21 protein-coding genes are annotated in these 23,563 nt (G+C 57.3%); 7 read left to right on the top strand and 14 right to left on the bottom strand.

What is annotated here, in order from left to right; translation table 11 throughout:
* The first annotated feature begins 98 nt into the window (after positions 1 to 98).
* The 3 genes from HB664_RS10355 (at position 99) to hcr (ending at position 3,774) form a co-directional block, all read left to right on the top strand.
* A complete protein-coding gene (locus tag HB664_RS10355) occupies positions 99 to 998 on the top strand; it encodes a lysine exporter LysO family protein (RefSeq protein WP_033145072.1) in 900 nt (299 codons plus the stop codon).
* Between the two features lie 144 nt (positions 999 to 1,142).
* Positions 1,143 to 2,795 (top strand): hydroxylamine reductase, encoded by a 1,653-nt coding sequence (gene hcp, locus HB664_RS10350; RefSeq protein ID WP_219940754.1) that lies wholly within the window; start codon positions 1,143 to 1,145, stop codon positions 2,793 to 2,795.
* Positions 2,796 to 2,805: 10 nt separating this feature from the next.
* Positions 2,806 to 3,774 (top strand): NADH oxidoreductase, encoded by a 969-nt coding sequence (hcr, locus tag HB664_RS10345; protein ID WP_058842119.1) that lies wholly within the window; start codon positions 2,806 to 2,808, stop codon positions 3,772 to 3,774.
* A 90-nt stretch (positions 3,775 to 3,864) separates the two neighbouring features.
* On the opposite strand, the gene HB664_RS10340 is transcribed toward hcr, so the two are convergent.
* The gene (locus tag HB664_RS10340) at positions 3,865 to 4,299 is read right to left on the bottom strand and encodes a DoxX family protein (RefSeq protein ID WP_033145069.1); all 435 of its coding nucleotides are present in this window, start codon (positions 4,297 to 4,299) and stop codon (positions 3,865 to 3,867) included.
* A 151-nt stretch (positions 4,300 to 4,450) separates the two neighbouring features.
* On the opposite strand from HB664_RS10340, the gene poxB reads away from it, so the two are divergent.
* From poxB to HB664_RS10320, 4 genes are all read left to right on the top strand, one after another.
* Positions 4,451 to 6,169 (top strand): ubiquinone-dependent pyruvate dehydrogenase, encoded by a 1,719-nt coding sequence (poxB, locus tag HB664_RS10335; RefSeq protein ID WP_219940753.1) that lies wholly within the window; start codon positions 4,451 to 4,453, stop codon positions 6,167 to 6,169.
* Between the two features lie 38 nt (positions 6,170 to 6,207).
* Positions 6,208 to 7,209, top strand: a complete 1,002-nt coding sequence (ltaE, locus tag HB664_RS10330; protein WP_033145067.1) for a low-specificity L-threonine aldolase — start codon at positions 6,208 to 6,210, stop codon at positions 7,207 to 7,209.
* Positions 7,210 to 7,219: 10 nt separating this feature from the next.
* Complete coding sequence (locus tag HB664_RS10325; protein WP_094934316.1) at positions 7,220 to 8,656, top strand: SDR family oxidoreductase; 1,437 nt, start codon at positions 7,220 to 7,222, stop codon at positions 8,654 to 8,656.
* Between the two features lie 92 nt (positions 8,657 to 8,748).
* Positions 8,749 to 9,762, top strand: coding sequence for an NAD(P)-dependent oxidoreductase (locus tag HB664_RS10320; RefSeq protein WP_219940752.1), 1,014 nt, complete (start codon positions 8,749 to 8,751; stop codon positions 9,760 to 9,762).
* A 78-nt stretch (positions 9,763 to 9,840) separates the two neighbouring features.
* Here the strand turns inward: HB664_RS10320 and HB664_RS10315 are convergent, their stop codons facing one another.
* The 13 genes from HB664_RS10315 to gspE all read right to left on the bottom strand — a co-directional run bounded on the left by HB664_RS10315 (position 9,841) and on the right by gspE (position 23,558).
* On the bottom strand, positions 9,841 to 11,676 hold the full coding sequence (locus HB664_RS10315; protein ID WP_219940751.1) for a chitinase: 1,836 nt from the start codon (positions 11,674 to 11,676) through the stop codon (positions 9,841 to 9,843).
* 142 nt (positions 11,677 to 11,818) lie between these two features.
* Positions 11,819 to 12,271 (bottom strand): type III secretion system invasion protein IagB, encoded by a 453-nt coding sequence (iagB, locus tag HB664_RS10310; protein ID WP_058842124.1) that lies wholly within the window; start codon positions 12,269 to 12,271, stop codon positions 11,819 to 11,821.
* 133 nt (positions 12,272 to 12,404) lie between these two features.
* Entirely contained in the window at positions 12,405 to 15,173 is a 2,769-nt protein-coding gene (locus tag HB664_RS10305) for a glycosyl hydrolase family 18 protein (RefSeq protein WP_219940750.1), read from the bottom strand.
* A gap of 259 nt (positions 15,174 to 15,432) precedes the next feature.
* A complete protein-coding gene (locus tag HB664_RS10300) occupies positions 15,433 to 16,230 on the bottom strand; it encodes an A24 family peptidase (RefSeq protein WP_219940749.1) in 798 nt (265 codons plus the stop codon).
* A complete protein-coding gene (gspM, locus tag HB664_RS10295; RefSeq protein WP_219940748.1) occupies positions 16,227 to 16,712 on the bottom strand; it encodes a type II secretion system protein GspM in 486 nt (161 codons plus the stop codon). Before gspM ends, HB664_RS10300 begins: the two co-directional genes overlap by 4 nt.
* A complete protein-coding gene (gspL, locus tag HB664_RS10290) occupies positions 16,709 to 17,854 on the bottom strand; it encodes a type II secretion system protein GspL (protein ID WP_039262120.1) in 1,146 nt (381 codons plus the stop codon). The genes gspM and gspL overlap by 4 nt, the downstream gene beginning before the upstream one ends.
* Before the next feature lie 15 nt (positions 17,855 to 17,869).
* Complete coding sequence (gene gspK, locus HB664_RS10285) at positions 17,870 to 18,889, bottom strand: type II secretion system minor pseudopilin GspK (RefSeq protein ID WP_039261521.1); 1,020 nt, start codon at positions 18,887 to 18,889, stop codon at positions 17,870 to 17,872.
* On the bottom strand, positions 18,886 to 19,566 hold the full coding sequence (gspJ, locus tag HB664_RS10280; protein ID WP_039261518.1) for a type II secretion system minor pseudopilin GspJ: 681 nt from the start codon (positions 19,564 to 19,566) through the stop codon (positions 18,886 to 18,888). Before gspJ ends, gspK begins: the two co-directional genes overlap by 4 nt.
* Positions 19,559 to 19,942: a type II secretion system minor pseudopilin GspI gene (gene gspI / locus HB664_RS10275; protein ID WP_023310955.1), complete on the bottom strand. Its 384-nt coding sequence runs from the start codon at positions 19,940 to 19,942 to the stop codon at positions 19,559 to 19,561. Before gspI ends, gspJ begins: the two co-directional genes overlap by 8 nt.
* On the bottom strand, positions 19,935 to 20,420 hold the full coding sequence (gene gspH, locus HB664_RS10270; protein WP_023310954.1) for a type II secretion system minor pseudopilin GspH: 486 nt from the start codon (positions 20,418 to 20,420) through the stop codon (positions 19,935 to 19,937). Before gspH ends, gspI begins: the two co-directional genes overlap by 8 nt.
* The gene (gspG, locus tag HB664_RS10265; RefSeq protein ID WP_072210895.1) at positions 20,420 to 20,869 is read right to left on the bottom strand and encodes a type II secretion system major pseudopilin GspG; all 450 of its coding nucleotides are present in this window, start codon (positions 20,867 to 20,869) and stop codon (positions 20,420 to 20,422) included. Before gspG ends, gspH begins: the two co-directional genes overlap by 1 nt.
* A 2-nt stretch (positions 20,870 to 20,871) precedes the next feature.
* Positions 20,872 to 22,080: a type II secretion system inner membrane protein GspF gene (gene gspF / locus HB664_RS10260; protein WP_039261514.1), complete on the bottom strand. Its 1,209-nt coding sequence runs from the start codon at positions 22,078 to 22,080 to the stop codon at positions 20,872 to 20,874.
* Positions 22,080 to 23,558 (bottom strand): type II secretion system ATPase GspE, encoded by a 1,479-nt coding sequence (gene gspE / locus HB664_RS10255; protein ID WP_023310951.1) that lies wholly within the window; start codon positions 23,556 to 23,558, stop codon positions 22,080 to 22,082. Before gspE ends, gspF begins: the two co-directional genes overlap by 1 nt.
* Positions 23,559 to 23,563: the final 5 nt, after the last annotated feature.

Genomic DNA, 23,563 nt, shown 5'->3' with positions numbered 1-23,563 from the left:
GTAGCCGCCGCCCGGCTTTCTTTTGCCGCTTTACTGAACAGCCTTTATTGGGTAGTGTCACTGGCGCTTAACCGATACTCAAAAAGGACCGGCTGTTCATGTTTTCAGGACTCCTCATCATTTTGCTGCCCTTGATCGTGGGCTATCTTATTCCGCTGCATCGTGAATCCGCATTAAGGCTCATTAATCGATTCCTGAGCTGGATTGTCTACGTTATTCTTTTCTTTATGGGGATTAGCCTGGCATTTCTGGACAACTTATCGGCGAATTTACTCTCCATCCTCCATTATTCTGTCGTCACCGTGGTGGTTATTTTGCTGTGCAATATTGCCGCGCTGCTGTGGCTGGAACGCACTATTCCATGGAAAAATCACCATCATCAGGAAAAACTCCCTTCACGAATTGCAATGGCGCTTGAATCATTAAAATTATGCGGCGTCGTGGTGCTCGGTTTTCTTCTTGGGCTGACCGGTTGGGCATTTTTACAGCACGCGACTGAGGCCAGTGAATATACACTGATCTTCCTGCTGTTCCTGATCGGTATTCAGCTGCGAAATAATGGCATGACGCTGAAACAAATTGTCCTCAACCGTCGGGGAATGATGGTTGCGGTTATGGTTGTTGCCAGTTCAATGGTGGCGGGCGTCATCAACGCCTTTATTCTCGATCTGCCGCTGAAAACCGGCCTGGCGATGGCATCCGGTTTTGGCTGGTATTCGCTCTCCGGTATTCTGCTGACCGAATCATTCGGACCGGTGATCGGCAGCGCCGCCTTCTTTAACGATCTGGCGCGCGAGCTGATTGCCATCATGCTGATCCCGAGCCTGGTTCGCCGCAGTCGTTCTACCGCGCTGGGTCTGTGCGGCGCGACGTCGATGGACTTTACCCTGCCGGTACTACAACGCTCCGGCGGGCTGGAGATGGTGCCCGCGGCTATCGTGCACGGCTTTATTTTAAGCCTGCTGGTTCCGGTCCTGATGGCCTTCTTCTCTGCCTGATACTTCTTTGGCGGTAGGTTTCCTGCCGCCAAAATTGCGCTAAATCAATCTCCCTCTATTTTGTAGCAGAAAGCCCTTTTCTCCGTTCTGGCACAGGCATAACCTTAAACATGTATATCAAATATAACTTTAACAGGTGTGATTATGTTTTGTGTGCAATGTGAACAAACCATCCGTACCCCGGCAGGCAATGGCTGCTCTTACGCACAGGGTATGTGCGGCAAAACCGCAGAAACATCTGACCTGCAGGACCTGCTGATTGCGGCTCTGCAAGGCCTTTCCGCATGGGCGTTCAAAGCCCGCGAATACGGCATTGTCGACCATTACGTCGATAGCTTCGCCCCGCGCGCCTTCTTCTCCACGCTGACCAACGTTAACTTCGACTCTCCGCGCATTGTCGGCTACGCCCGCGAAGCGATTGCCCTGCGTGAAGCGCTGAAAGCACAGTGCCTGAAGGCGGATGCCTCCGCTCGCGTGGAAAACCCGATGTCAGAACTGCAGCTGGTCAGCGACGATTTGGGCGACCTCCAGCGTCAGGCGGCAGAATTCACCCCGAATAAAGACAAAGCGGCGATTGGCGAGAACATTCTCGGCCTGCGCCTGCTGTGCCTGTACGGCCTGAAAGGCGCTGCGGCCTATATGGAACACGCGCACGTTCTGGGTCAGTACGACAACGACATCTACGCCCAGTACCACAAAATCATGGCGTGGCTAGGCACCTGGCCTGCCGATATGAACGCCCTGCTTGAGTGCTCAATGGAAATCGGCCAGATGAACTTCCGCGTGATGAGCATTCTGGATGCCGGTGAAACCAGCACCTACGGCCACCCGACGCCGACGCAGGTCAACGTCAAGGCAACCGAAGGCAAGTGCATTCTGATTTCCGGTCACGACCTGAAAGATCTCTACAACCTGCTGAAGCAAACCGAAGGCACCGGCGTTAACGTTTATACCCACGGCGAAATGCTGCCGGCGCACGGCTACCCTGAGCTGCGTAAATTTAAGCATCTGATCGGTAACTACGGCAGCGGCTGGCAGAACCAGCAGGTGGAGTTCGCCCGCTTCCCTGGCCCTATCGTGATGACCTCTAACTGCATCATCGACCCGACCGTCGGCGCGTACGATGACCGCATCTGGACCCGCAGCATCGTCGGCTGGCCGGGCGTGAGCCATCTTGAAGGTGACGATTTCGGTCCGGTTATCGCCCAGGCGCAGCAGATGGCAGGCTTCCCGTACAGCGAGATCCCGCACCTTATTACCGTCGGCTTCGGTCGTGAAACCCTGCTGGGTGCCGCTGATTCGCTGATCGATCTCGTCAGCCGTGAAAAGCTGCGCCACATCTTCCTCGTCGGCGGCTGCGACGGCGCGCGCGGCGAGCGTAACTACTTCACCGATTTCGCCACCAGCGTACCGGAAGACTGCCTGATCCTGACCCTGGCGTGCGGCAAATACCGTTTCAACAAGCTGGACTTCGGCGACATCGAAGGTCTGCCGCGCCTGATCGATGCAGGCCAGTGTAACGATGCTTACTCGGCCATCATTCTGGCGGTCACCCTGGCGGAGAAACTGGACTGCGGCGTGAACGACCTGCCGCTGTCGCTGGTGCTGTCATGGTTCGAGCAGAAAGCGATTGTCATCCTCCTGACCCTGCTCTCTCTCGGCGTCACCAACATCGTGACCGGCCCGACCGCGCCTGGCTTCCTGACGCCGGACCTGCTGGCGGTGCTGAACGAGAAATTCGGCCTGCGTTCCGTGACCAACGTTGAAGATGATATGAAGCAGCTGCTGAGCGCGTAAGGAGTTATTCATGACCATGCCAACCTCACAATGTCCGTGGCGGATGCAGGTTCATCACATCCATCAGGAGACGCCGGATGTGTGGACGCTGTCGCTGCTGTGCCATGACTACTATCCGTACCGTGCAGGCCAGTACGCGCTGGTCAGCGTTCGCAATTCGGCGGATACGCTGCGCGCCTACACGATCTCCTCAACGCCGGGCGTGAGCGAGTACATTACGCTCACCGTCCGCCGCATTGACGACGGCGCGGGCTCGCAGTGGCTGACGCGGAACGTCAAGCGCGGGGATTACATCTGGCTGTCTGACGCGCAGGGAGATTTCACCTGTGACGACAAAGCAGACGATAAATTCCTGTTGCTGGCGGCGGGCTGTGGCGTAACGCCAATTATGTCGATGCGCCGCTGGCTGGCAAAAAATCGCCCGCAGGCCGATGTGCAGTCGATCTTCAGCGTCCGTTCCCCGGAAGATGTGATTTTTGCCGGGGAATGGCGTGATTATCCGGTGACGCTGGTGGCGGAGCACAACGCGACCCACGGCTTTGTGCCCGGTCGCCTGAGCCGCGAGCTGCTGCAAAGCGTACCGGATATCGCGAACCGCACCGTGATGACCTGCGGCCCGGCGCCGTACATGGATATCGTGGAAAAAGAGGTGAAAGCGCTTGGCGTGACCCGCTTCTTCAAAGAGCAGTTCTTCACGCCGGTGGCGGAAGCGGCAACCAGCGGCATTACCTTCACCAAACTGCAGCCTGCGCAGACCTTCTTTGGCCGCGTGGGGACCACGCTGCTGGAGGCGCTGGAAAGCAACAAGGTGCCGGTAGTGGCTGCCTGTCGTGCGGGCGTGTGCGGCTGCTGTAAGACGAAGGTGGTTTCCGGGGAGTACACCGTCACCAGCACCATGACGCTGTCCGACGCGGAAATTGCCGAGGGTTACGTGCTGGCATGCTCATGCCATCCACAGGGCGATCTCGTCCTCGCATAAACGGTAAACGTTCGATCGTAGGCCCGGTAAGCGTCAGCGCCACCGGGCTTTTTGTCGGGTGACACTGCGTTTACCCGACCTACGACAACCTCACCGCCACGCGGGCGCTTTACCCAGCGCAAACCGCCCCGCCCCTAAAAACGCGACCGCCAGCGAGCCGATAAAGAAGTACACCAGGCTTTCAATCGCCCATGCGCCTACCTTATCGAGGGCGAGCGTTTCACCCATTCCTACCATCAGCCACGCCACAATCATCGTAAAGGCCAGCACCAGCGCGGCCGGGCGCGTAAAGAGCCCAACAATAATCAGGATCGGTGCCACCACTTCGCCAACCAACACGCCGTAGGCGATAAACCCCGGCAGCCCTTTCTCCACCAGCATGCCGCTGATAAAGCCCACGCCGCCAAAAAGCTTGTGCAAACCGTGAAATAGCATCAGCCCGCCGACGGCAAGTCGTAACAAGAGTTTGCCAAGATCGTCGCACGATAGCTTTTCATTAACAGCGATTAACAATGATTTAACCATTTGAAATACTTCCTGTTTTTACTGAGGTAGCACCAGATTATGCCGAATAATTGCGCATGAAAAGCACCTTTTAATTGGGGGGATGCGACGGGCAATACGGAGACTTTCTTCTAAGCTTGTAAGCGATATCACAAAAAGGAGACGGACAACCATGAAACAAACCGTGGCTGCATATATAGCGAAAACGCTCGAACAGGCTGGCGTGAAACGTATCTGGGGCGTAACCGGCGATTCCCTGAACGGACTTAGCGACAGCCTCAACAAGATGAAGACCATCGAATGGATGCCCACGCGCCATGAAGAGGTTGCCGCCTTCGCCGCAGGCGCTGAAGCACAGATCACGGGGGAACTGGCCGTCTGCGCCGGATCGTGCGGTCCCGGCAACCTGCATCTGATCAACGGCCTCTTTGACTGTCACCGTAACCACGTGCCGGTGCTGGCAATTGCCGCCCATATCCCCTCTTCCGAAATCGGCAGCGGCTATTTTCAGGAGACGCATCCGCAGGAGCTGTTCCGTGAATGCAGCCACTATTGCGAGCTGGTTTCATCCCCAGAGCAGATCCCGCAGGTGCTGGCGATCGCCATGCGCAAAGCCGTGCTGAACCGCGGCGTTTCTGTGGTCGTTATCCCGGGCGATGTGGCCCTCAAGGCCGCGCCTGAAGGGGCCAGCACCCACTGGTATCACGCCCCGCAGCCGGTGGTGACGCCTGCGGAAGAGGAGCTGAAAAAGCTGGCACAGCTGCTGCGGTACTCAAGCAATATCGCCCTGATGTGCGGCAGCGGCTGCGCGGGCGCGCACAAGGAGCTGCTTGAATTTGCGGGTAAGCTTAAGGCCCCCATTGTTCACGCCCTGCGCGGCAAAGAGCACGTCGAGTACGACAACCCCTTTGATGTGGGGATGACCGGTCTGATCGGTTTCTCCAGCGGCTTCCACACCATGATGAACGCCGACACGCTGATCCTGCTCGGCACCCAATTCCCGTATCGCGCGTTCTACCCGACGGATGCCAAAATCATTCAGATTGATATCAACCCGGCCAGCATCGGCGCGCACAGCAAGGTTGATATGGCGCTGGTGGGCGATATCAAATCTACCCTTTCCGCCCTGCTGCCGCTGCTGGAAGAAAAAACGGACCGCAAGTTCCTTGATAAAGCCCTGAGCGACTATCGCGACGCCCGCAAGGGGCTGGACGACCTCGCCAAACCGAGCGACAAAGCCATTCATCCGCAGTATCTGGCGCAGCAGATCAGCCATTTCGCGGACGACGACGCCATCTTCACCTGCGACGTGGGCACGCCAACCGTCTGGGCGGCACGCTATTTGAAGATGAACGGCAAGCGTCGCCTGCTCGGCTCGTTCAACCACGGCTCTATGGCCAACGCCATGCCGCAGGCGCTGGGCGCAAAAGCGACGGCGCCGGAGCGTCAGGTGGTGGCGATGTGCGGCGACGGCGGGTTCAGCATGCTGATGGGGGATTTCCTGTCGGTGGTGCAGATGAAGCTCCCGCTGAAAATCGTGGTCTTTAACAACAGCGTGCTGGGCTTCGTGGCGATGGAGATGAAGGCCGGAGGCTATCTCACGGACGGCACCGAGCTGCACGACACCAACTTCGCGCGCATCGCCGAGGCCTGCGGCATCACCGGTATTCGCGTGGAGAAAGCCTCAGAGGTGGACGAAGCCCTGCAGCGCGCATTTTCCATCGACGGTCCGGTGCTGGTGGATGTCGTCGTCGCCAAAGAAGAGCTGGCGATCCCGCCGCAGATCAAGCTGGAACAGGCCAAAGGCTTTAGCCTGTATATGCTGCGCGCCATCATCAGCGGGCGCGGCGACGAGGTGATCGAACTGGCAAAAACCAACTGGCTCAGGTAAAACATTTCGCATGACCTCTTAAAATAAAGGGATGTGAAATGATTGATTTACGCAGTGATACCGTAACCCGCCCGAGCCGCGCCATGCTCGAAGAGATGATGGCCGCCCCGGTCGGGGATGACGTCTACGGCGATGACCCAACGGTTAACGAACTGCAGCGTTACGCGGCAGAGCTGAGCGGCAAGGAGGCCGCGCTGTTCCTGCCGACCGGCACGCAGGCTAACCTGGTGGCGCTGCTCAGCCACTGCGAGCGCGGGGAAGAGTATATCGTCGGCCAGGGCGCGCATAACTATCTCTACGAAGCCGGCGGCGCGGCGGTGCTCGGCAGCATTCAGCCGCAGCCGATTGACGCCGCGCCGGACGGCTCCCTGCCGCTCGATAAAGTCGCGGCGAAAATCAAAGCTGACGATATTCACTTCGCCCGCACCCGACTGCTCAGCCTCGAAAACACCCACAACGGCAAAGTGCTGCCGCGCGAATACCTGAAAGCAGCGTGGGAATTCACCCGCGAGCGCCGGCTCGGCCTGCACGTTGACGGCGCGCGTATCTTTAACGCCGTCGTGGAGTATGGCTGCGAGCTGAAAGAGATTGCGCAATACTGCGACTCGTTCACCATCTGCCTCTCAAAAGGGCTGGGCACGCCGGTGGGCTCTCTGCTTGTGGGCGACGCGGACTACATCAAGCGCGCCAACCGCTGGCGTAAAATGACCGGCGGCGGCATGCGTCAGGCGGGTATTCTGGCGGCTGCCGGGCTGTATGCCCTGAAAAATAACGTGGCGCGCCTGAAGGACGATCACGACAACGCCGCGTGGATGGCGGCGCAGCTGCGCGAGATTGGCGCCGACGTGATGCGCCACGACACCAACATGCTGTTCGTACGCGTGGGCGATGACCGCGCCGCCGCGCTGGGTGAGTTTATGAAATCACGTGGCGTGCTGATCAACGCCTCACCCGTCGTGCGCCTGGTCATGCATCTCGACGTGAGCCGCGAACAGCTGGCGGACGTGGTGAAACACTGGCAGGCGTTTTTACAGCGATAAGGAGCATCACGTGCCGCAACGAATTCTGGTGCTCGGCGCCAGCGGGTACATCGGTCAGCATCTCACCGCGGCGTTAAGCCAGCAGGGACACCAGGTGCTGGCAGCGGCACGCAATACCGAACGCCTGCAAAAACTCAGTTTGCCTGGCGTCACCTGCCACAGCGTTGACCTCAACTGGCCGAAGGAACTTCCCGCCCTGCTGGAAGGGGTCGATACGCTTTACTACCTGGTGCACAGCATGGGCGAAGGCGGGGATTTCATCGCCCACGAGCGGCAGGTGGCGATGAACGTTCGCGACGCCCTGCTGCAAACCCCGGTGAAGCAGGTCATTTTTTTAAGCTCGCTCCAGGCGCCCGAACACGAGCAGTCCGATCACCTGCGCGCCCGCCAGCTGACGGCTGACACCCTGCGCGGGGCGAATATCCCCGTCACCGAACTGCGCGCCGGGATCATCGTCGGCGCAGGCTCCGCCGCCTTCGAAGTGATGCGCGATATGGTTTACAACCTGCCCGTACTCACGCCGCCGCGCTGGGTGCGCTCGCGCACCACGCCGATTGCGCTGGAGAATTTACTGCATTATCTGGTGGCCATGCTGGATCGCCCGGCGGAGCAACACCGCGTGCTGGAGGCGGCAGGCCCTGAAGTGCTGAGCTATCAGGAGCAGTTCGAACATTTCATGCGCGTCAGCGGCCGCCGCCGCTGGCTGATCCCCATTCCCTTCCCGACCCGCTGGATTTCGGTGTGGTTTTTGAATGTGATCACCTCCGTGCCGCCGACGACCGCCAAAGCGCTGATCCAGGGGCTCAAACATGATTTACTGGCGGACGATCGCGAACTGCGGGCACTCATTCCCCAGGACCTGATCCGTTTTGACGATGCCGTGCGCAATACGCTGAAAGAAGAAGAGCAGCTGGTGAACTCCAGCGACTGGGGTTACGACGCCCAGGCGTTTGCCCGCTGGCGGCCGGAGTACGGCTATTACCCGAAACAGGCGGGCTGCACGGTGAAAACCCACGCCAGCCTGGCCGCGCTGTGGGAAGTGGTGAACCAGATTGGCGGCAAAGACGGTTATTTCTTCGGTAATATCCTCTGGCAAACGCGCGGAGCAATGGATCTGCTGGTGGGGCACAGGCTGGCAAAAGGCCGTCCGGCACGCCCGTATCTTGAGGTGGGCGACGCGGTCGACAGCTGGAAGGTCATCATCGTCGAGCCGGAAAAACAGCTGGCGCTGCTGTTCGGTATGAAAGCCCCGGGGCTGGGCCGGCTCTGCTTTACCCTGAAAGACAAAGGCGATTGTCGTGAACTGGACGTCCGCGCCTGGTGGCATCCGCACGGAATGCCGGGTCTGTTCTACTGGCTGTTGATGATCCCCGCCCACCTGTTTATCTTCCGCGGGATGGCAAAGCGGATTGCGCAACGGGCAGAACAAAAGACGGAAAAGATCTAAATAAAACTCTCTTTCTTTCACCTTTCCCATTGCATAGCGCCGTAATTCACGAAAGAATGCGCACGAAATTCTTTTCAACACAGTGGATTGATATGAAGGTACTGGTTACCGGGGGGACCAGCGGCTTAGGCCGAAATGCGGTCGAATTTCTGCGCAACAAGGGCATCAGCGTCAGGGCTACCGGTCGCAACGAAGCGATGGGAAAGCTGCTGCAAAAAATGGGCGCGGAGTTCGTCCATGCTGACCTGACGGAGCTGGTCTCCTCTCAAGCGAAAGTGATGCTCGCCGGTATCGACACGCTGTGGCACTGCTCCAGCTTCACCTCCCCGTGGGGTACCCAGGAAGCCTTTGATCTCGCCAACGTGCGGGCAACCCGCCGTCTGGGCGAATGGGCCGTTGCCTGGGGCGTGCGTAACTTTATTCATATCTCGTCACCTTCACTCTATTTCGACTATCACCACCATCGTGAGGTGCAGGAAGATTTCCGTCCCGCTCGCTTTGCCTGCGAGTTTGCCCGCAGCAAGGCGGCCAGCGAAGAGGTGATTGACCTGCTGGCACAGTCGAACCCGCACACCCGTTTTACGGTCTTACGTCCGCAGAGCCTGTTCGGGCCGCACGACAAAGTGTTTATTCCGCGCCTGGCGCAGATGATGCACCACTACGGCAGCGTACTGCTGCCGCGCGGCGGCGATGCGCTGGTGGATATGACCTATTACGAAAACGCCGTTCACGCCATGTGGCTGGCAAGCCAGCCGGACTGCGATAAGCTGATCTCCGGTCGCGCCTACAACATCACGAACGGCGAACCGTGCACGCTGCGCAGCATTGTGCAGCGTTTAATTGACGAGCTGCAGATCGACTGCCGCATCCGTTCAGTTCCTTACCCAATGCTGGATATGATTGCCCGCAGCATGGAGCGTTTTGGCAGTAAATCGGCCAAAGAGCCTGCGCTGACGCATTACGGCGTATCGAAGCTGAACTTTGATTTCACGCTGGATATTTCGCGGGCGGAGAACGAGCTTGGGTACAAACCGATCGTGACGCTGGATGAAGGGATTACGCGTACGGCGGCGTGGCTGCGGGATCACGGGAAGCTTCATCGGTAGATCGGGTCCTGCATTTTTACGATGAGAAAAAAAACGGCAACCCGAAGGTTGCCGTTTGTCATTTTGCTGTTGTGCTGATTACAGCGCAGTCCACGCGTCCTGCCATGCAATCCCTTTACCTGGCTCGTAGTAGGATGGCGCGTTATTGCACCAGCCGCTGTACGGATAAGGTTTGCACTGGAACAGCTGGCCGCGGTTGTTAACGATATCGCCTGCTTTCCATTTGGTTTTGGAGGTCCAGGTCGGGTAAGTCCCGGTCTGGCCGCCGTTGGTCTGCTTAGCCTGTACGTTCAGCGTATAGGTGGTAGTGCTGCTCAGCTCGCCGTCACTGACGGTAAGGTTGATCGGGTACTGCGTCGTCGCCGCCACTTCCGGTGCATTGAACGTAATAATCGCTTTATCATCGCCGCTTACGGTCTGGCCGTTCGGAGCCGTCCAGGTATAAGTCAGGTGGTTACCGTCTTCGTCGGTCGAGCCAGACGCGTTCAGAGAAACAGATTTACCCGCTTCAACCGCCCCCACCGGACCGGCGATTTTTGCTACCGGCGCATGGTTTACCGGCGCTGGCGTATTATCTTCCGGAGCCGGGGTGTTATCGTCCGGCACCGGCGTGGTGTTGCCTTCGTCCGTTGGGTCGACAGGGGTCGGGGTCGGGGTCGGAGCTGGCGTGACGCTACCGCCGTCGGAAGTGCCGTCTTCACCCACCACGTTGACGTTGAAGTAATGCTTCACGCATTTGGTGTAGTCACCCTCTTTAAAGGCGCTGAATGGCGTCTGGTAACCCACCAGCTGGCAAGAGTAAGTCTGGCCTGACGGGGTATCCGCGCTCCATCCCCAGTCCTGTTCCCAGTAGATCTTCAGCGCGCCGGCACCGCCTTCGTCGAACTGCTTCATGTTGGCGCAGCCCAGCACTTCGTTAGATGCAACAGGCACCTTCAGGTAGTTGGCGAACTCTTTGTAGTATTTGATACGGTTTTGAGACTGGGCGATCTCAGTCGGGCCACCGCACTCCACGCCGCCGTTGATGATCTGCGTGGTCACGCCGAAGCCCGGAACCAGACCATTCGCCTTATCGTGATCGTTCGGCTGCCAGGTGCCGTCGATAACCTGCAGCATGCTCGGTTTTGGCGGCTGCGGGTAGGCGAAGAAGAAGATCGCGGAAGCAAGGTTCAGCCAGGTGTCCGCCACCAGCTCAGGTTTGTCCAGCAGTACGCGGACGTCGCCGTACATCGCTTCAGAGAACGGGCCGTAGTTGTAGTTATAGGAGAGCTGTTTCGCGCCGCGACCAAAGTAGCTAACGAAATCGCCATCTTTGTCTTTACCGCACGGCCAGGTCTGACCCTGCCAGACATCCGGGTTACATTCGCCGTTATAGCCGCCCTTCTGACCTTCGCTCCAGCCCATCTCACGCACGTAAACCAGCGCCTGACGCCACTCGGCTTCCGGACGCCAGGACTCGTGGCCGCCGGTTTCCTGCGCGAAGTGCGCGAACATGGTTGCCAGAGACTTACGGCAGATGGCATCGCTGTTACGACCATCGGTATAGGTCTGGCACAGTGCCGGGAATTTACCGACCGCTTTCAGGAAGTTGCTGTAGGTATATTCCGGCGCACGCAGTGGGAAGAGATATTCCCAGTCGCTGGCCTTGATAATCCCTTCCACGCGCTTGACGTTTTCCGGGTTTGTCGATTTACCCGGCTCAATTTGTTCCACCAGGCTGTTGTCCAGCGTGCGGATGGTTGACTTCACTGAAGCCATCAGCGGGAAGTTGGTCAACTCCTGCTCTTTCTTCTGCAGATCGCTGGCCTTAACGGTGTAAGGTTCGCTGCTGGCCTGCAGCTGGGTTGCCTGAGCCATAAACGGTGCAACACATGCGCCCGCGATAAGAACACTGAGTAATGTTCTTTTGTTCATGTCAATGGTCCTCTTAATTATATTAAGGGTATATAAAAGTTAATTTGTTTCGCGGTTTATTTATTAATCATTTAATAAATAAACCCGGGAGCAGTTTTCGTTTTATGAAGAACACCAGTCGGTACTCTTCAAAAAACAAAAATCAATAATAATAACGGTTACGGGTGCTACGTTTTAATTTCTGATATTTATTCCAGACCTTACGGGCATAGACCATACGCTGCGGGTAACTCTCTTTTTTCAGACCCGCGTTATAGGCGCCGACCGCCTCCCAGTTATAGCCATAAACTTTAATCATTCCGGATAATATCGATGCGCCAACCATAATCGAGGTGCAGGGCTCGGTAATTAACCGGTACTCATTAATGCCTTTTCGCTCCAGCTCGGAAAAATGTGAACTGTTAATCTGCATCAGGCCGACATCACGCGTTCCATCATTATTCTGTCCAATCGCATTGGGATTCATTCCCGATTCAACATTAGCAATGGCATACAACAGATAAGGATCCACATGGTAATAACTGGCGGCTTTATCCCAGCAGTTGGCAAAGACGCTATGGCTTATTATCAGCAACAATAAAAATAACGTTTTCATTTTCAGTCCGGCTCTTTTTCATTGTCTCCTTACGCGCTTATCACTCTGTTTCCTGATTCACGGTCCACGTCCGTCGCGGGACGTGGACCGTGATGGCGGGCAAGTTACTTACCCGCATCGTTATGGCTGTGACTTACTGGCAGTCAGCCGCAGGGCCTTTTTTCACCCATACATCGCTGCTACCCGGTTTATCACCCTTCGTCCACCATTTCGCGGTGTAGGAGTAACCGTTGTAGGTAGTGGTGTCGCCGCCGTTATAGACCACGTCGGAGCGCCAGTTGAATTTCACCTGACTTACCAGCTCCCATGCATCCACACCGAAGCCCGGCTGGTTGCCCTGAGTCCAGTATTTTGCTTTCCAGACCAGGTTGTCGAAGCTGACGGTATTGCCCGCGTTGTAAACCTTGCTTGCACTCCAGGCAGCGTATTTGCTGGCGTTGGCGTCAACAGGCTTATCGCAGCTATTGGTGGCAGAACCTTCGTCAGACGGCGTATTGCCTTCATCGGATGGGGTGTTACCTTCGTCAGACGGCGTGTTGCCTTCATCGGATGGGGTGTTACCTTCGTCAGACGGCGTGTTGCCTTCATCGGAAGGGGTATTGCCTTCGTCAGACGGCGTTTCCGCCGCTTTAGGCGTTACCGTCACCTGCACGTTAGTCTGTACGCTGGACTTGCCATCGCTTACCACCACGGTCAGCGTGTAAGTTGATTCCGCGTCCACGTCCGGTGCGGTGATGTTCAGGTTCGCGGTGTCTGCGCCTGTCGCCTGCATATTCGCAGGAACGCTCCAGGAGTAGGTCAGCGCGTCGCCATCAGGATCGTTAGCCTGAGCGTGCAGAGAGTAGCTCTGGCCCGCTTCCAGCGTCACGGCTTCCATCTGGTTCACGACCGGCGCCTGGTTTGCTTTCGGCGCTTTGTTCACGACCTGGACGTCAGCGGTGCTGCTCAACCCTTTCGCGTCAGTGACCGTCAGGCGGAACGCCAGAGTCTGGTTACTGGTGACAGCGGCAACGTTGAAGGTCGCTTTCGCTTTGGTGCTGTTGGTGAGGGTCACCGACGGGCCAGAGATCTGCGTCCACTTGTAGGTAATGGCATCGCCATCCGGATCGGTAGAAGCCGAGCCATCCAGGGTCACCGTCGCCGGACCGGTTACGCTCTGGTCAGCGGAAGTCGCTACCGGCGCATGGTTGGTCACCACCGGATCAACCGGCGCAGCGCCGCCGCCTGTCAGGCTTTCATTCATCGCGTTCAGAATGTCTCCGGTATCGGAGTCGATAGACCAGGCAAACAGACCGCCCAGGTTTTTCGCCAGCACATACTGACCTTTCGCCGTTGCGGAACGCGCATCTTCATAGGTGATCAGATCGCCGGTGGTTTTGTTAAACAGATACGGCGCTTCAGCGGTGGCATCATAGTTGTATTCCCAGCCCGCTTTGCCTTTGTACTCGTTAACGATCTGACGATAGTCAACCACGCCCGGTTCCCAGGTCCCTTTCACCATGCCCGTTGCCGTGCCGGTGAACGGGTTGTTATTGCTGTAACCGTGAACGCCGGTCCAGCCGCGGCCATACATGGCCGTCCCCACGACAATTTTGCCGGGCTGTACACCCTGCGCCAGCAGCGCATTGACGCCGTTTTCGGTGGTGTAATTGGTATCCGGTTTGTTCGCCGGCGCACGCAGTGCCGCCTGGTGACCCAGATCGGTATTGCTCCAGCCGCCGTAGAAGTCGTAGCTCATCAGGAAGATGTGATCCATGTACTGCTGGGCAGTGGTGTAATCAACGTCTTCAATTTTGTCGCTGCCTGAACCGATTGCTGAGGTCAGTTCAAAGGTACGGCCGGTTTCGGCTGACAGTTCATTCATCATGGCGCGCAGTTCGCGCATCAGTGCGGTATACGTCTCTTTATCCTGCTGCGGGTTGCCCAGCGTTTCGTTCTGACCGCCGCCGCCCGGGAATTCCCAGTCGATGTCCACGCCGTCGAAGAATTTCCAGGTTTTCAGGAAATCTTTCACGGAAGCCACGAAGCGATCGCGGATCGCTTTGTCATGCATTTTGAAGAACGGATCGGAGAGGGTCCAGCCACCGATAGACGGCAGCACTTTCAGCCCTGGATTGGCTTTCTTCATTGCCATCAGCTGGCCGAAGTTACCTTTGTAGGGCTCGTCCCAGCTGTCGAGGCCAGTCCGGGATTGCTGCAGTGCGGCCCACGGGTCGTGAATCGCCACCTGGAAGTCCTGACGGCCCGCACAGGCGCGCTTCAGCGCTTCGAAGCTGTTACCCCCTTCGATGGTTTTCAGGCTGTCGTTGATGCCATCGCCGCCGCAGATTGGAATGAAGCCATACAGAATGTGGTTAAGGTTAGCTGCCGGGATTTTATCCACCGGGAATTTACGGTCATAAACGCCCCACTCAGGGAAATAGGCACCGACCACTTTATCGGTATGCTTAGAGAGGGTTTTATTATTTTCCTGCATGGTGGTGTTAAGCGGCAGCAGATGGCTACCGTCGGTATCCGCGACGATAATCAGTTTGCTGGCGCTGGTGCTGCACCCGCTGGCATTGCAGAGTTCAACCGTTTCCTGATAGCGACCGCCTTTGGTCACTTTAAATGTTGCCGTGCCGGACATGCTGCCTGCACCGGTCCAGACGGTTTTGCCGTCGAGCAACACTTTCGCTGAAGTCGGCGCCGCGCCGCTCCAGACATCCCACTGCACTTTAACATCGGCGCCATCATGAACTTTGACGAGGTTGTTGTAAGCAGTAGCAGACTGATCAACTTCGACAATGGCAAATTTATCATTACCACTGGCGATAGTTGCTTTACCTGGCACGGCTGCGAACACCGGGCTTGCAGCCGCTGCAACGAAGAGTGCCAGATATTTAGGCTTCAGAAATTTCATTATTTGATCCTGATAATACGATTTGTGAAATTAAATACCCATGCTTTTCCATTAAACATGGACAAACGTTATTTACTGATAAATTAATCGTGAACGTTTCTGGTTCGCGAAAGACCTGCTTATTATTGCGTTGTACCTTCCTCCACTAATAAAACCTTCGACAAATGTTTTATTGCGTAGAGAAGAATACAGCGGGGAATTTATTTTCGCCTTTCATTCCCCCGATGAAAAAATTTCAAAAAAAACTTGACTGCATTATTTAAAAGATGAGGTATGGGATTTGCGCGATAAATACAGCCAGCCCGGAAAATGCAATATATGGACCAAAGGAAATAAGGTTATTTTTATTCTCAAAGGGCTTTAACAGGCAATGCATGATAATGCCCCCCAGCGCCGCGATCAGCACAATAGAGGGCAACGCTTGCCAGCCGCACCAGGCGCCCAGCGCCGCCAGCAGCTTAAAATCACCATAGCCTAATCCTTCCCGGCCGGTCAGCAGGCGGAATGCCCAGTAAACCAGCCAGAGCGACAGATATCCCGCCACCGCGCCATAGATAGCATCGGTCAGCGGTAGCGTACGGAACAGGGCATGGAACATCAGCCCCGTCCACAGCAGCGGCTGGGTCAGACAGTCCGGCAGCAGCATATGGCGCGCGTCGATCACCACCAGCGGCAGCAGCAGACTCCACATCACCCACAGCGCGATCAGCGCCAAAAACGACGGCGCCAGCGCGGCGCTGGCGGCAAAGAAGAGAGCGCTACAGACTTCCACCAGCAGCAGTCGCAGCGGAATCGCGCTATGGCAGTGGCGGCAGCGGCCGCGCAGCGCACACCAGCTAATGATGGGAATATTTTCCCACGCGCTCAGGGCGTGGTTGCATTCCGGGCAGTGAGAGGCGGGAAACAGCAGATTGCCTCCCCCCTCTTCTTCCATTACCAGCGGCGGAATACGCTCCGCCACTACGCCGAGGAAACTGCCGAGGATCGCGCCCAGCGCTCCGCTCATGACGCACAGACCCGGCAGATTCGCCTGCTGCAACAGCATTAGTGGGCTCATGCGCTTTTCGCCCAGCTCAGCGTAATGTGCGCTTTCACGTCACTCTGACGATCCACCGGCGTCAACGCGAGTTTCTCCAGATGGATACCGGAAGAGACGTTCATCTCACGCAGCCAGTTTTGCAGGGCAGAAACGCTGACGCGCTCGACATCAAAGGTCAGCGACTGCTCTTCCTGACGCACGCTTGTCAACGCGACGTGCACGACTTTGGCACTTTCTTCCACCATGCTGCGCGGGTTCGGGGTATTGACGATTCTGGACTGGAGATGGTTTTTATCAATTTCCTGGCGCATCCAGTTCAGCGTCTGCTTCTGCTTAAATAACACGGCCTCGTTATTTTTGATGAGAGTATCGAGCGGCATCATCGCGCCGTAATAAACCATCGCGCAGCAGAGTGCCCCGCCGCAGAGTTTAAATAAATTACGCTCGCGTGGACTGTAATGTTGCCAGCGGTTTTTTAACTGGGCTATTTGCGTTTTCATTTATAGCTCCCGGTAATAATGGCGGTATAAGGTGCCTCGCCGGAAATCGGCTGCATCGTAAATTCAAAGGTTTCGGCGCTGCGGGCGACAAAATCCTGCAGGGTCTGTTTATCCATGGATTTCACATTCAGCGTCAGCTGATTTTGCTTTTCGTCATATTCCACGTTATTGATCTCCAGCGACGGCAATGACTGCCTGATTTGATTCAGCGCTTCGAGCTGCAGGAAGATCCCTTTCTTCGCCTTGCTGATATTTTGCCCAACGTAGTATTTCAGGTTGCTGGTCTGGCGCAGGGTCGGGAAATAGTGCTGCGCTACGGTGGTCATCTCCCGGTGGATCTCGTTTTGCTGATGCGTGAGCATCCACGCCATACCAACGCGGGGGCCGATCAGCAGGCCGACGCAAAGCAGCGCCGCCGCCGCGAGGGCCGTTTTCGCATGGCGAAAACGCGGACCGCTGGCGCTGCGCCCGGAAAACTCCCCGTGCAGCATGTTGATACGACAGCCCTGCCACTGGGGCTGGATCAGCACCAGCGGATGCTGCCACGCCAGCCGTTCATCCACCTGTACCTCCTGCGGCGCATCGCCGTAGCAGCACACCTCACCCGCCCGGCATTTACTCAACAGCAGCGGCAGCAGGACCGTATCGGCTTCGCCAGCGCTGCCGGGGGAAAAACGCAGCCAGTAGCTCTCCTCCAGGCTCACCAGCGTCGTGCCCCCTTCGCTCACCGGCAGCAGCCAGGCATCCGGCAGCGCCTGGGCCACCGTGAGCCCCGCCTGAGCGAACAGCTCCAGCCAGTGGCGCAGACGTTCAGCCTCGATGGCCACGGCATCCACCTCCGGCCCCTTTTTGTTCAGCACCGTCCAGTGCAGCGTATCTACCTCGCCGAGCAGCGTCTCTTCCGCCATCCACGAGAACTGCGCCGTCTGGGCGGAAAGTCCTTTTTTCGGCAGGGTAAAATGACGAAAGATCGTCTCGCTCGCCGGCAGCAGCAGGCACACCTGCTGAGAAAGCGGGTGGCAGGAAAGTTCGCTCAGTGCGCTCCAGCCCGTCAGATATTCCACCCGATCGTTACCGGATTCACACCACCAGATTTTGCCGTCCTCACGGGTGTCGGGACGAATAAAAAGCACCTTTTTCATTATCATCTACTTATCTTATTCAACCATTCGGTAGCGGCGTTGCCAGGTCACGACCTTGCCAGCCTCACTGTCAACGTGAAGCTGGCTGACGACGCGCAGCGTTAAATCATCGGTATTGCCGGTGGTTTCCACCCGAAAATAGCGACTGATGACCGCAACCCTGTCCTGAATCTGCGCCAGGATATCTTTGGTCTGCGGATAGTTGCTCTCCAGCACTTTGCTGAATGCCTCCAGCGACGCCCACCCCTCCTCCGGGCGTGAATCGATCAGGCGGGCAGCGTCGTCCGTGTTTAGCACGCCGGTAAAAACCGCCGCCAGCAGCGGCGCCTGTTCGCGTGTTAAGGTATTGACATTTATGGTGCCATCCGTATCCGGCAAGGCGCACAGCAGCTTGCCGACCTTCGGCCACGCTGCCTGCGGAAAGGCGGGCAGCAGTCTGATTTCGTTGATGGTGCGCATCATTTGATTCGCCGGACCGCGGGCGGGCGTCACGCTCGCCCAGGCGTCGACCTCCTGGCCCTGTTTCGCCGTCACGTCGTCGGCGTCAAGATAATCCACCAGCTGCTGGTAAATCTCTTCTGCCGCCAGCGTACCGACGCCACTTTCAGCCAGCAGCTGTTCGATAATCTGCTCTTTGACCGGTTTTTCCGGCAGCGCAGTTGGGTCGGCCGGGGCCGCTGGCGCCGCGTCCCCGCCCAGCAGACTATTGACGTTAAAGCAGGTCCGGGCATCCTCCACCTGACTCACCACGGTGTAATTATCCCCGTGGGTTTTCAGCGGCTGTGCCCAGTCACCTTGCGGCGACAGCCCCGCCCCTTCTGAACTGGCCGCTTTCTGCAACACGTTTTCCAGTACCTTCTGTTGACGGGCAATGGCCCAGCGCAGCGTCTGCTGGCTGACCTGATAATGCGTTTTTTGCAGGTGGCGGCAGAACTGCTGACTGATTTTCGCCGCCAGGGCGGACATCATCACCAGCAGGATCAGCACCACCAGCAGCGCCACGCCACGCTCTTTTCGCGCTGTTTTGCCGCTCATGAACTCACTCCTGGATCGGCTGCCGTATCGGGCTGCGGGGTTGTTACGGGCTGGGCCGCATGCTCCGCTGCCGGCTGCGCCGGGTCCGCATTCGTCTCTTTTGGCGCGGTCTGGATCTCAGGCATATCGCCGGGAGTGAGAAAAACCCAGCGCCAGGTTTCGCCGTTTTCCATGGTCAGATTCAGCTCAACGCCATCAGGCTGATGGGCGATGTCGGTCCATTTTTCCTGCCAACCTTCGTGCCAGAAGCGCCATTTCATCTCTTTCACATCGCTCAGAATCGGCACTTCTTCCGGCTGCGCGCTGGCGGGACCGTCGATAGCAGCCCAGACGTTGCGCCACAGGCGCTTGTCCTTTAACGTCCAGCTAACCCGCTCCAGCTGCACCTGGCCGCTGATGCCGTTCAGGGTTGTCATTTCCACACCATTCTGCTGCTGGACGAACACCTCGCCGCTGTTGCGCGGCGCGCGCGCCTGTTGCTGATAAAAGTCACGCGAGAGGAGGTTGTACGTGCGCTGAAGCGCCGTCACTTTTGTCGCAGCCTCGTCGCTGGCCGTCGAGGTGCGCATCGCGCCGTCGAGCGTTTGCCAGGCGAGAATGCTGATCACCGCGAAGATGGCCAGCGCAATCATAATTTCCAGCAGGGTAAAGCCCTGCTGACGCTGCACCTTACTCACGATCCACCTCCGGTTCGGCGAGCTGAAGCGCCACCACCGGTTGCGCATCGCTTGCTTCGCTGTAAACCCGTACCTCATCGGCAAAGGTATTTTCGGCGGTTTTCACCCGCTGGATATGCCAGGTCCAGGTTTGTCCGCCCATGGTTTCGGTACCCACCTGCTCGGCGTCCGGGAAGTCGGTCTGAGCCAGCTGCGCTTGCGCCAGTTGATTTTCCGCCACCCATCCGGCCTGCAGCGTTTCCGACAGGCTGTGGGTAAAGCGCACGTTAAGGGTGACGGAGTTCATCAGCGCCAGCGCCGCGGTGGAGAAAATCACCAGCGCCACCATCACTTCCAGCAGGGTCATCCCCTGCTCTTTGGTTTTGCGTTTAGTCATCGTTTTCCACCACCACGGGAACAGAGCCCTGTGACGTCACGTGAAAGCGCTGCTTTTTATCCAGGCTTTCGAGGCTGAGCGTGAAGCGGCTAAGCTCGCCGTCCGGCAAAAAAATGATTTGCGGTTCATCGTCCAGCGTGGCCGCCAGCGTTCGCGATGAGAGGGAGACATGCATCTCCTCAGGAAACTCGCCGCGTGTGGCGATCCGCCCCGACTTTAACGGTGCCCAGTGGCGCTCGCCGTTATTTACAACCTGCGTCACCAGTTCAAATTCTGACGAGGTCATCACCAGCCCGACAATATTTCCGTCCATTACCGCACGGTCAGAACCATATTCAACGAGGGATTTTAGCTGCTGACCAAATGTATCTGCGCCGCTGCGTGATGGAATGGTGGTGACCACCATCATGGCGCTCAGGGCGAATATCACCAGCGCCACGATAATTTCCAGCAGGGTAAATCCACGTTGCTTATTCATTACTTAGCTTTTTTATCAAAAGACCAGTTGCTGATATCGTCGGCAGTATTAGCTTCTGCATCCGGACCGGCTGAGAAAATATCGACAGCGCCATGCTCGCCCGGGCTGACCAGAATATAGTCATTGCCCCATGGGTCCTGCGGCAGGCGACGAATATAGCCATCGTCACGGTAGCCTTTCGGAACAGGCGCAATTTCAGGTTTGGTCACCAGCGCCTGCAACCCCTGCTCGGTGGTCGGATAGCGATGGTTGTCGAGTTTGTACATATCCAGCGAACCTTCCAGCGCCACAATATCGCTGGTCGCTTTCTGAATATCGGCTTTTTCTTTATTGCCCATTAAATTAGGCACAACCATACTGGCCAGCACACCGAGAATAACGATAACTACCATTAATTCGAGCAGCGTGAACCCCGCCTGACGCTTCAGGCTATTTTTTTTCAAAGACATGATTAACCCACCATATTATTAAGTTGAAGAAGCGGTTGTAATATTGAAAGAACGATAAATAAAACAACGGTCGCCATAGTTACTACCAGTGCCGGTTCAAATACCGACAGCGTTAACGTAATTCGATGCTGTAATGCAGATTCCTGGTTTTCCGCCGCACGATCCATCAGCGAGCCCAGCTCGCCGCTCTCCTCCCCGGAGGCCACCATGTAGAGCATGGTGGGTGGAAAAATTCTCGCCTGTTCCAGCGCGTTGTAGAGGGATGCCCCCTGGCGCACGGTGTCCGCCGCCTGCTCAAGCACCTGCCGGGCATAGAGGTTTTCAATCCCGTCCATCGCGATGTACATCCCTTCCAGCAGCGGAACGCTGCTGGCCTGCAAAATACTCAGCGTACGGATGTAGCGCGCGCTGTTGATGGCGCAGACCAGTTTTTTCAGCGGTGACTTTAGCAACAGCCACCGATGGTAAACAAACCGGTTCTTTTCTACTTTTATCCAAAATTTAAAGCTCGCCGACGCCCCGAACAGGCCGCTGGCGATAACGATGCCCCAGGCCTGTAAAAAATCGCTCACCGCAATCAGCGTGCGGGTGGTTACCGGCAGCTCTTGTTTCATGTGGGTGAACTGGTCGATGACCTGCGGCACCACGGCGACCAGCAGAATGGAGATCACCGCGATCGCCACCACCGTCAGGGTAATGGGGTAGACCATCGCCTGGGTGAGCTTGCTTTTCATCTTCTGGCGCTGCTCGTTGTACTCGGCGAGCTTTTCCAGCACGCCACCGAGATGACCGGTCTTTTCACCGGCCATTACCAGGGTGCAGTAGAGCTTGTCGAAGCTGCGCGGAAACTGGCTGAAGGCGTCGAACAGCGTGTGACCTTCTACAATCTTGTCGCGGATCTCGGTCACCATCGCCGCCAGGGTTTTATCTTCCGTCTGCTTCGCAATCGCCTTCAGCGCACTCTCCAGCGGCAGCGCGGCATTGACCAGCGTCGCGAGCTGTCGGGTAAACATCGACAGCACCGGAATCGACAGTTTTGCCCCTTTACGGGCGTTTTTTCCCGCCGCCGGATCGCTGGTCGGCGCAATGTTCACTGGCATCAGCTTCTGTTCGCGCAGCATCTGGCGCACCTGCTTTGGCCCTTCGGCCTGAAGGGTGCCGCGCTGAGTTTTCCCCGCAGCGTCCGTCGCGGACCACGCATACCAGGCCATTACGCATCCCCCCCGCGCTCGGCGGTGACGCGCATCACCTCTTCCAGCGAGGTCACGCCGGAGATCACCTTCAGCAGACCGTTTTCACGCAGGCTGTAGGCCTCTTTGAAAAGCTGCGTTTCGATGGACATCTCATCTTTGTCTTCATGGATCGCACGGCGCATGGCGCTGTCGACCACCAGAAATTCATGGATGCCTGCGCGTCCCTGGTAGCCGCTCTGGCGACACTGTTCACAGCCCACGGCGCGATAAATCGCTTTCGGCGGCGTTTCCATAAAGGTGAACAGCGCTTTCTCATTGTCATCCAGCGGACTGGTCGTGCGACAGTGCGGACACAGCCGACGCACCAGACGCTGGGCAATGACGCCAAGCAGCGACGAACCGATTAAAAATGACTCCAGCCCCATATCACGCAGACGGGTAATAGCGCCCGCGGCGCTGTTGGTGTGCAGCGTGGACATCACCAGGTGACCGGTGAGCGAGGCCTGTACCGCGATTTGCGCGGTTTCCCCGTCACGAATTTCCCCGATCATCACCACGTCCGGGTCCTGGCGCAGAATGGCGCGCAGTCCGCGCGCAAAGGTCATGTCCACGCGCGGGTTGACCTGGGTCTGCCCTACCCCTTCCAGTTCATACTCGATCGGATCTTCCACGGTCAGAATGTTGCGTTCATGGCCGTTAAGCGCCGACAGCAGCGCGTACAGGGTGGTACTTTTCCCCGAACCGGTCGGGCCGGTCACCAGGATGATGCCGTGCGGACGTTCAATCAGTCCCTTTAACTTCACCAGCTCTTCGTCAATCAGACCGAGCTTGTTGATGTCCGGCTTAAGGTTGCTTTTGTCCAGCAGACGCATCACCACGCGTTCGCCGTACTGAGACGGGATAGTGGAGACGCGCACGTCAATGGCCTTACGACCAATGCGCAGCGAGATACGACCGTCCTGGGGAAGGCGTTTTTCGGCGATGTCCAGTTTGGACATCACTTTGATACGCGACACCAGCAGCGGCGCGAGCTTGCGCGCCGGCTGCAGCACCGGACGCAGCACGCCGTCAACGCGAAAACGAATGCTCAGGGTGCGCTCGAAGGTCTCGATATGAATATCGGAGGCCCCCTCTTTCACCGCTTCGCCCATAATGGCGTTGATCAGGCGGATCACCGGCGAGTTCTCGTCGTTATCGAGCAGATCTTCGTTGTCAGGGATCTCCTCGGTTAACGCCATCAGGTCAATATCGGCGTCCATGTCGTCCACCAGCTGCTGCGAGACGCCGCTGTTCTGCTGCCAGATGTTGGTCAGCAGTTCGTCAAACGCTTCCGCCGTCAGGATCGTCGGGGCATAGGAGCGCCCCAGCACGCGGCGCATCTCCAGCAGGGCATACGCCTGCGCATCCTCGCGGATATAAACCTCATCGTTATAGAACAGGACCCCGTTCTCTTTCGCCCAGGTGCTGGTACAGAGCGCATTACTCATCTCGGTCATGTCGC

Source organism: Enterobacter sp. DNB-S2, from assembly GCF_019443845.1.
Taxonomy (GTDB): domain Bacteria; phylum Pseudomonadota; class Gammaproteobacteria; order Enterobacterales; family Enterobacteriaceae; genus Enterobacter; species Enterobacter asburiae_B.
Note: the sequence above shows the minus strand (reverse complement) of the source record. Positions and strands in the feature narration are given on the sequence as shown.

Excerpts from the sequence above, each read along its gene's own strand:
- HB664_RS10340 (WP_033145069.1), bottom strand. The coding sequence starts at position 4,299 with ATGGTTAAATCATTGTTAATCGCTGTTAATGAAAAGCTATCGTGCGAC.
- HB664_RS10305 (WP_219940750.1), bottom strand. The coding sequence starts at position 15,173 with ATGAAATTTCTGAAGCCTAAATATCTGGCACTCTTCGTTGCAGCGGCT.
- HB664_RS10320 (WP_219940752.1), top strand. The coding sequence starts at position 8,749 with ATGAAGGTACTGGTTACCGGGGGGACCAGCGGCTTAGGCCGAAATGCG.
- gspL (WP_039262120.1), bottom strand. The coding sequence starts at position 17,854 with ATGAAAAAGGTGCTTTTTATTCGTCCCGACACCCGTGAGGACGGCAAA.
- hcp (WP_219940754.1), top strand. The coding sequence starts at position 1,143 with ATGTTTTGTGTGCAATGTGAACAAACCATCCGTACCCCGGCAGGCAAT.
- gspI (WP_023310955.1), bottom strand. The coding sequence starts at position 19,942 with ATGACTAAACGCAAAACCAAAGAGCAGGGGATGACCCTGCTGGAAGTG.
- HB664_RS10300 (WP_219940749.1), bottom strand. The coding sequence starts at position 16,230 with ATGAGCCCACTAATGCTGTTGCAGCAGGCGAATCTGCCGGGTCTGTGC.
- HB664_RS10315 (WP_219940751.1), bottom strand. The coding sequence starts at position 11,676 with ATGAACAAAAGAACATTACTCAGTGTTCTTATCGCGGGCGCATGTGTT.
- ltaE (WP_033145067.1), top strand. The coding sequence starts at position 6,208 with ATGATTGATTTACGCAGTGATACCGTAACCCGCCCGAGCCGCGCCATG.
- gspF (WP_039261514.1), bottom strand. The coding sequence starts at position 22,080 with ATGGCCTGGTATGCGTGGTCCGCGACGGACGCTGCGGGGAAAACTCAG.
- hcr (WP_058842119.1), top strand. The coding sequence starts at position 2,806 with ATGACCATGCCAACCTCACAATGTCCGTGGCGGATGCAGGTTCATCAC.
- gspM (WP_219940748.1), bottom strand. The coding sequence starts at position 16,712 with ATGAAAACGCAAATAGCCCAGTTAAAAAACCGCTGGCAACATTACAGT.
- poxB (WP_219940753.1), top strand. The coding sequence starts at position 4,451 with ATGAAACAAACCGTGGCTGCATATATAGCGAAAACGCTCGAACAGGCT.
- gspG (WP_072210895.1), bottom strand. The coding sequence starts at position 20,869 with ATGTCTTTGAAAAAAAATAGCCTGAAGCGTCAGGCGGGGTTCACGCTG.
- gspH (WP_023310954.1), bottom strand. The coding sequence starts at position 20,420 with ATGAATAAGCAACGTGGATTTACCCTGCTGGAAATTATCGTGGCGCTG.
- gspK (WP_039261521.1), bottom strand. The coding sequence starts at position 18,889 with ATGAGCGGCAAAACAGCGCGAAAAGAGCGTGGCGTGGCGCTGCTGGTG.
- gspE (WP_023310951.1), bottom strand. The coding sequence starts at position 23,558 with ATGACCGAGATGAGTAATGCGCTCTGTACCAGCACCTGGGCGAAAGAG.
- HB664_RS10355 (WP_033145072.1), top strand. The coding sequence starts at position 99 with ATGTTTTCAGGACTCCTCATCATTTTGCTGCCCTTGATCGTGGGCTAT.
- iagB (WP_058842124.1), bottom strand. The coding sequence starts at position 12,271 with ATGAAAACGTTATTTTTATTGTTGCTGATAATAAGCCATAGCGTCTTT.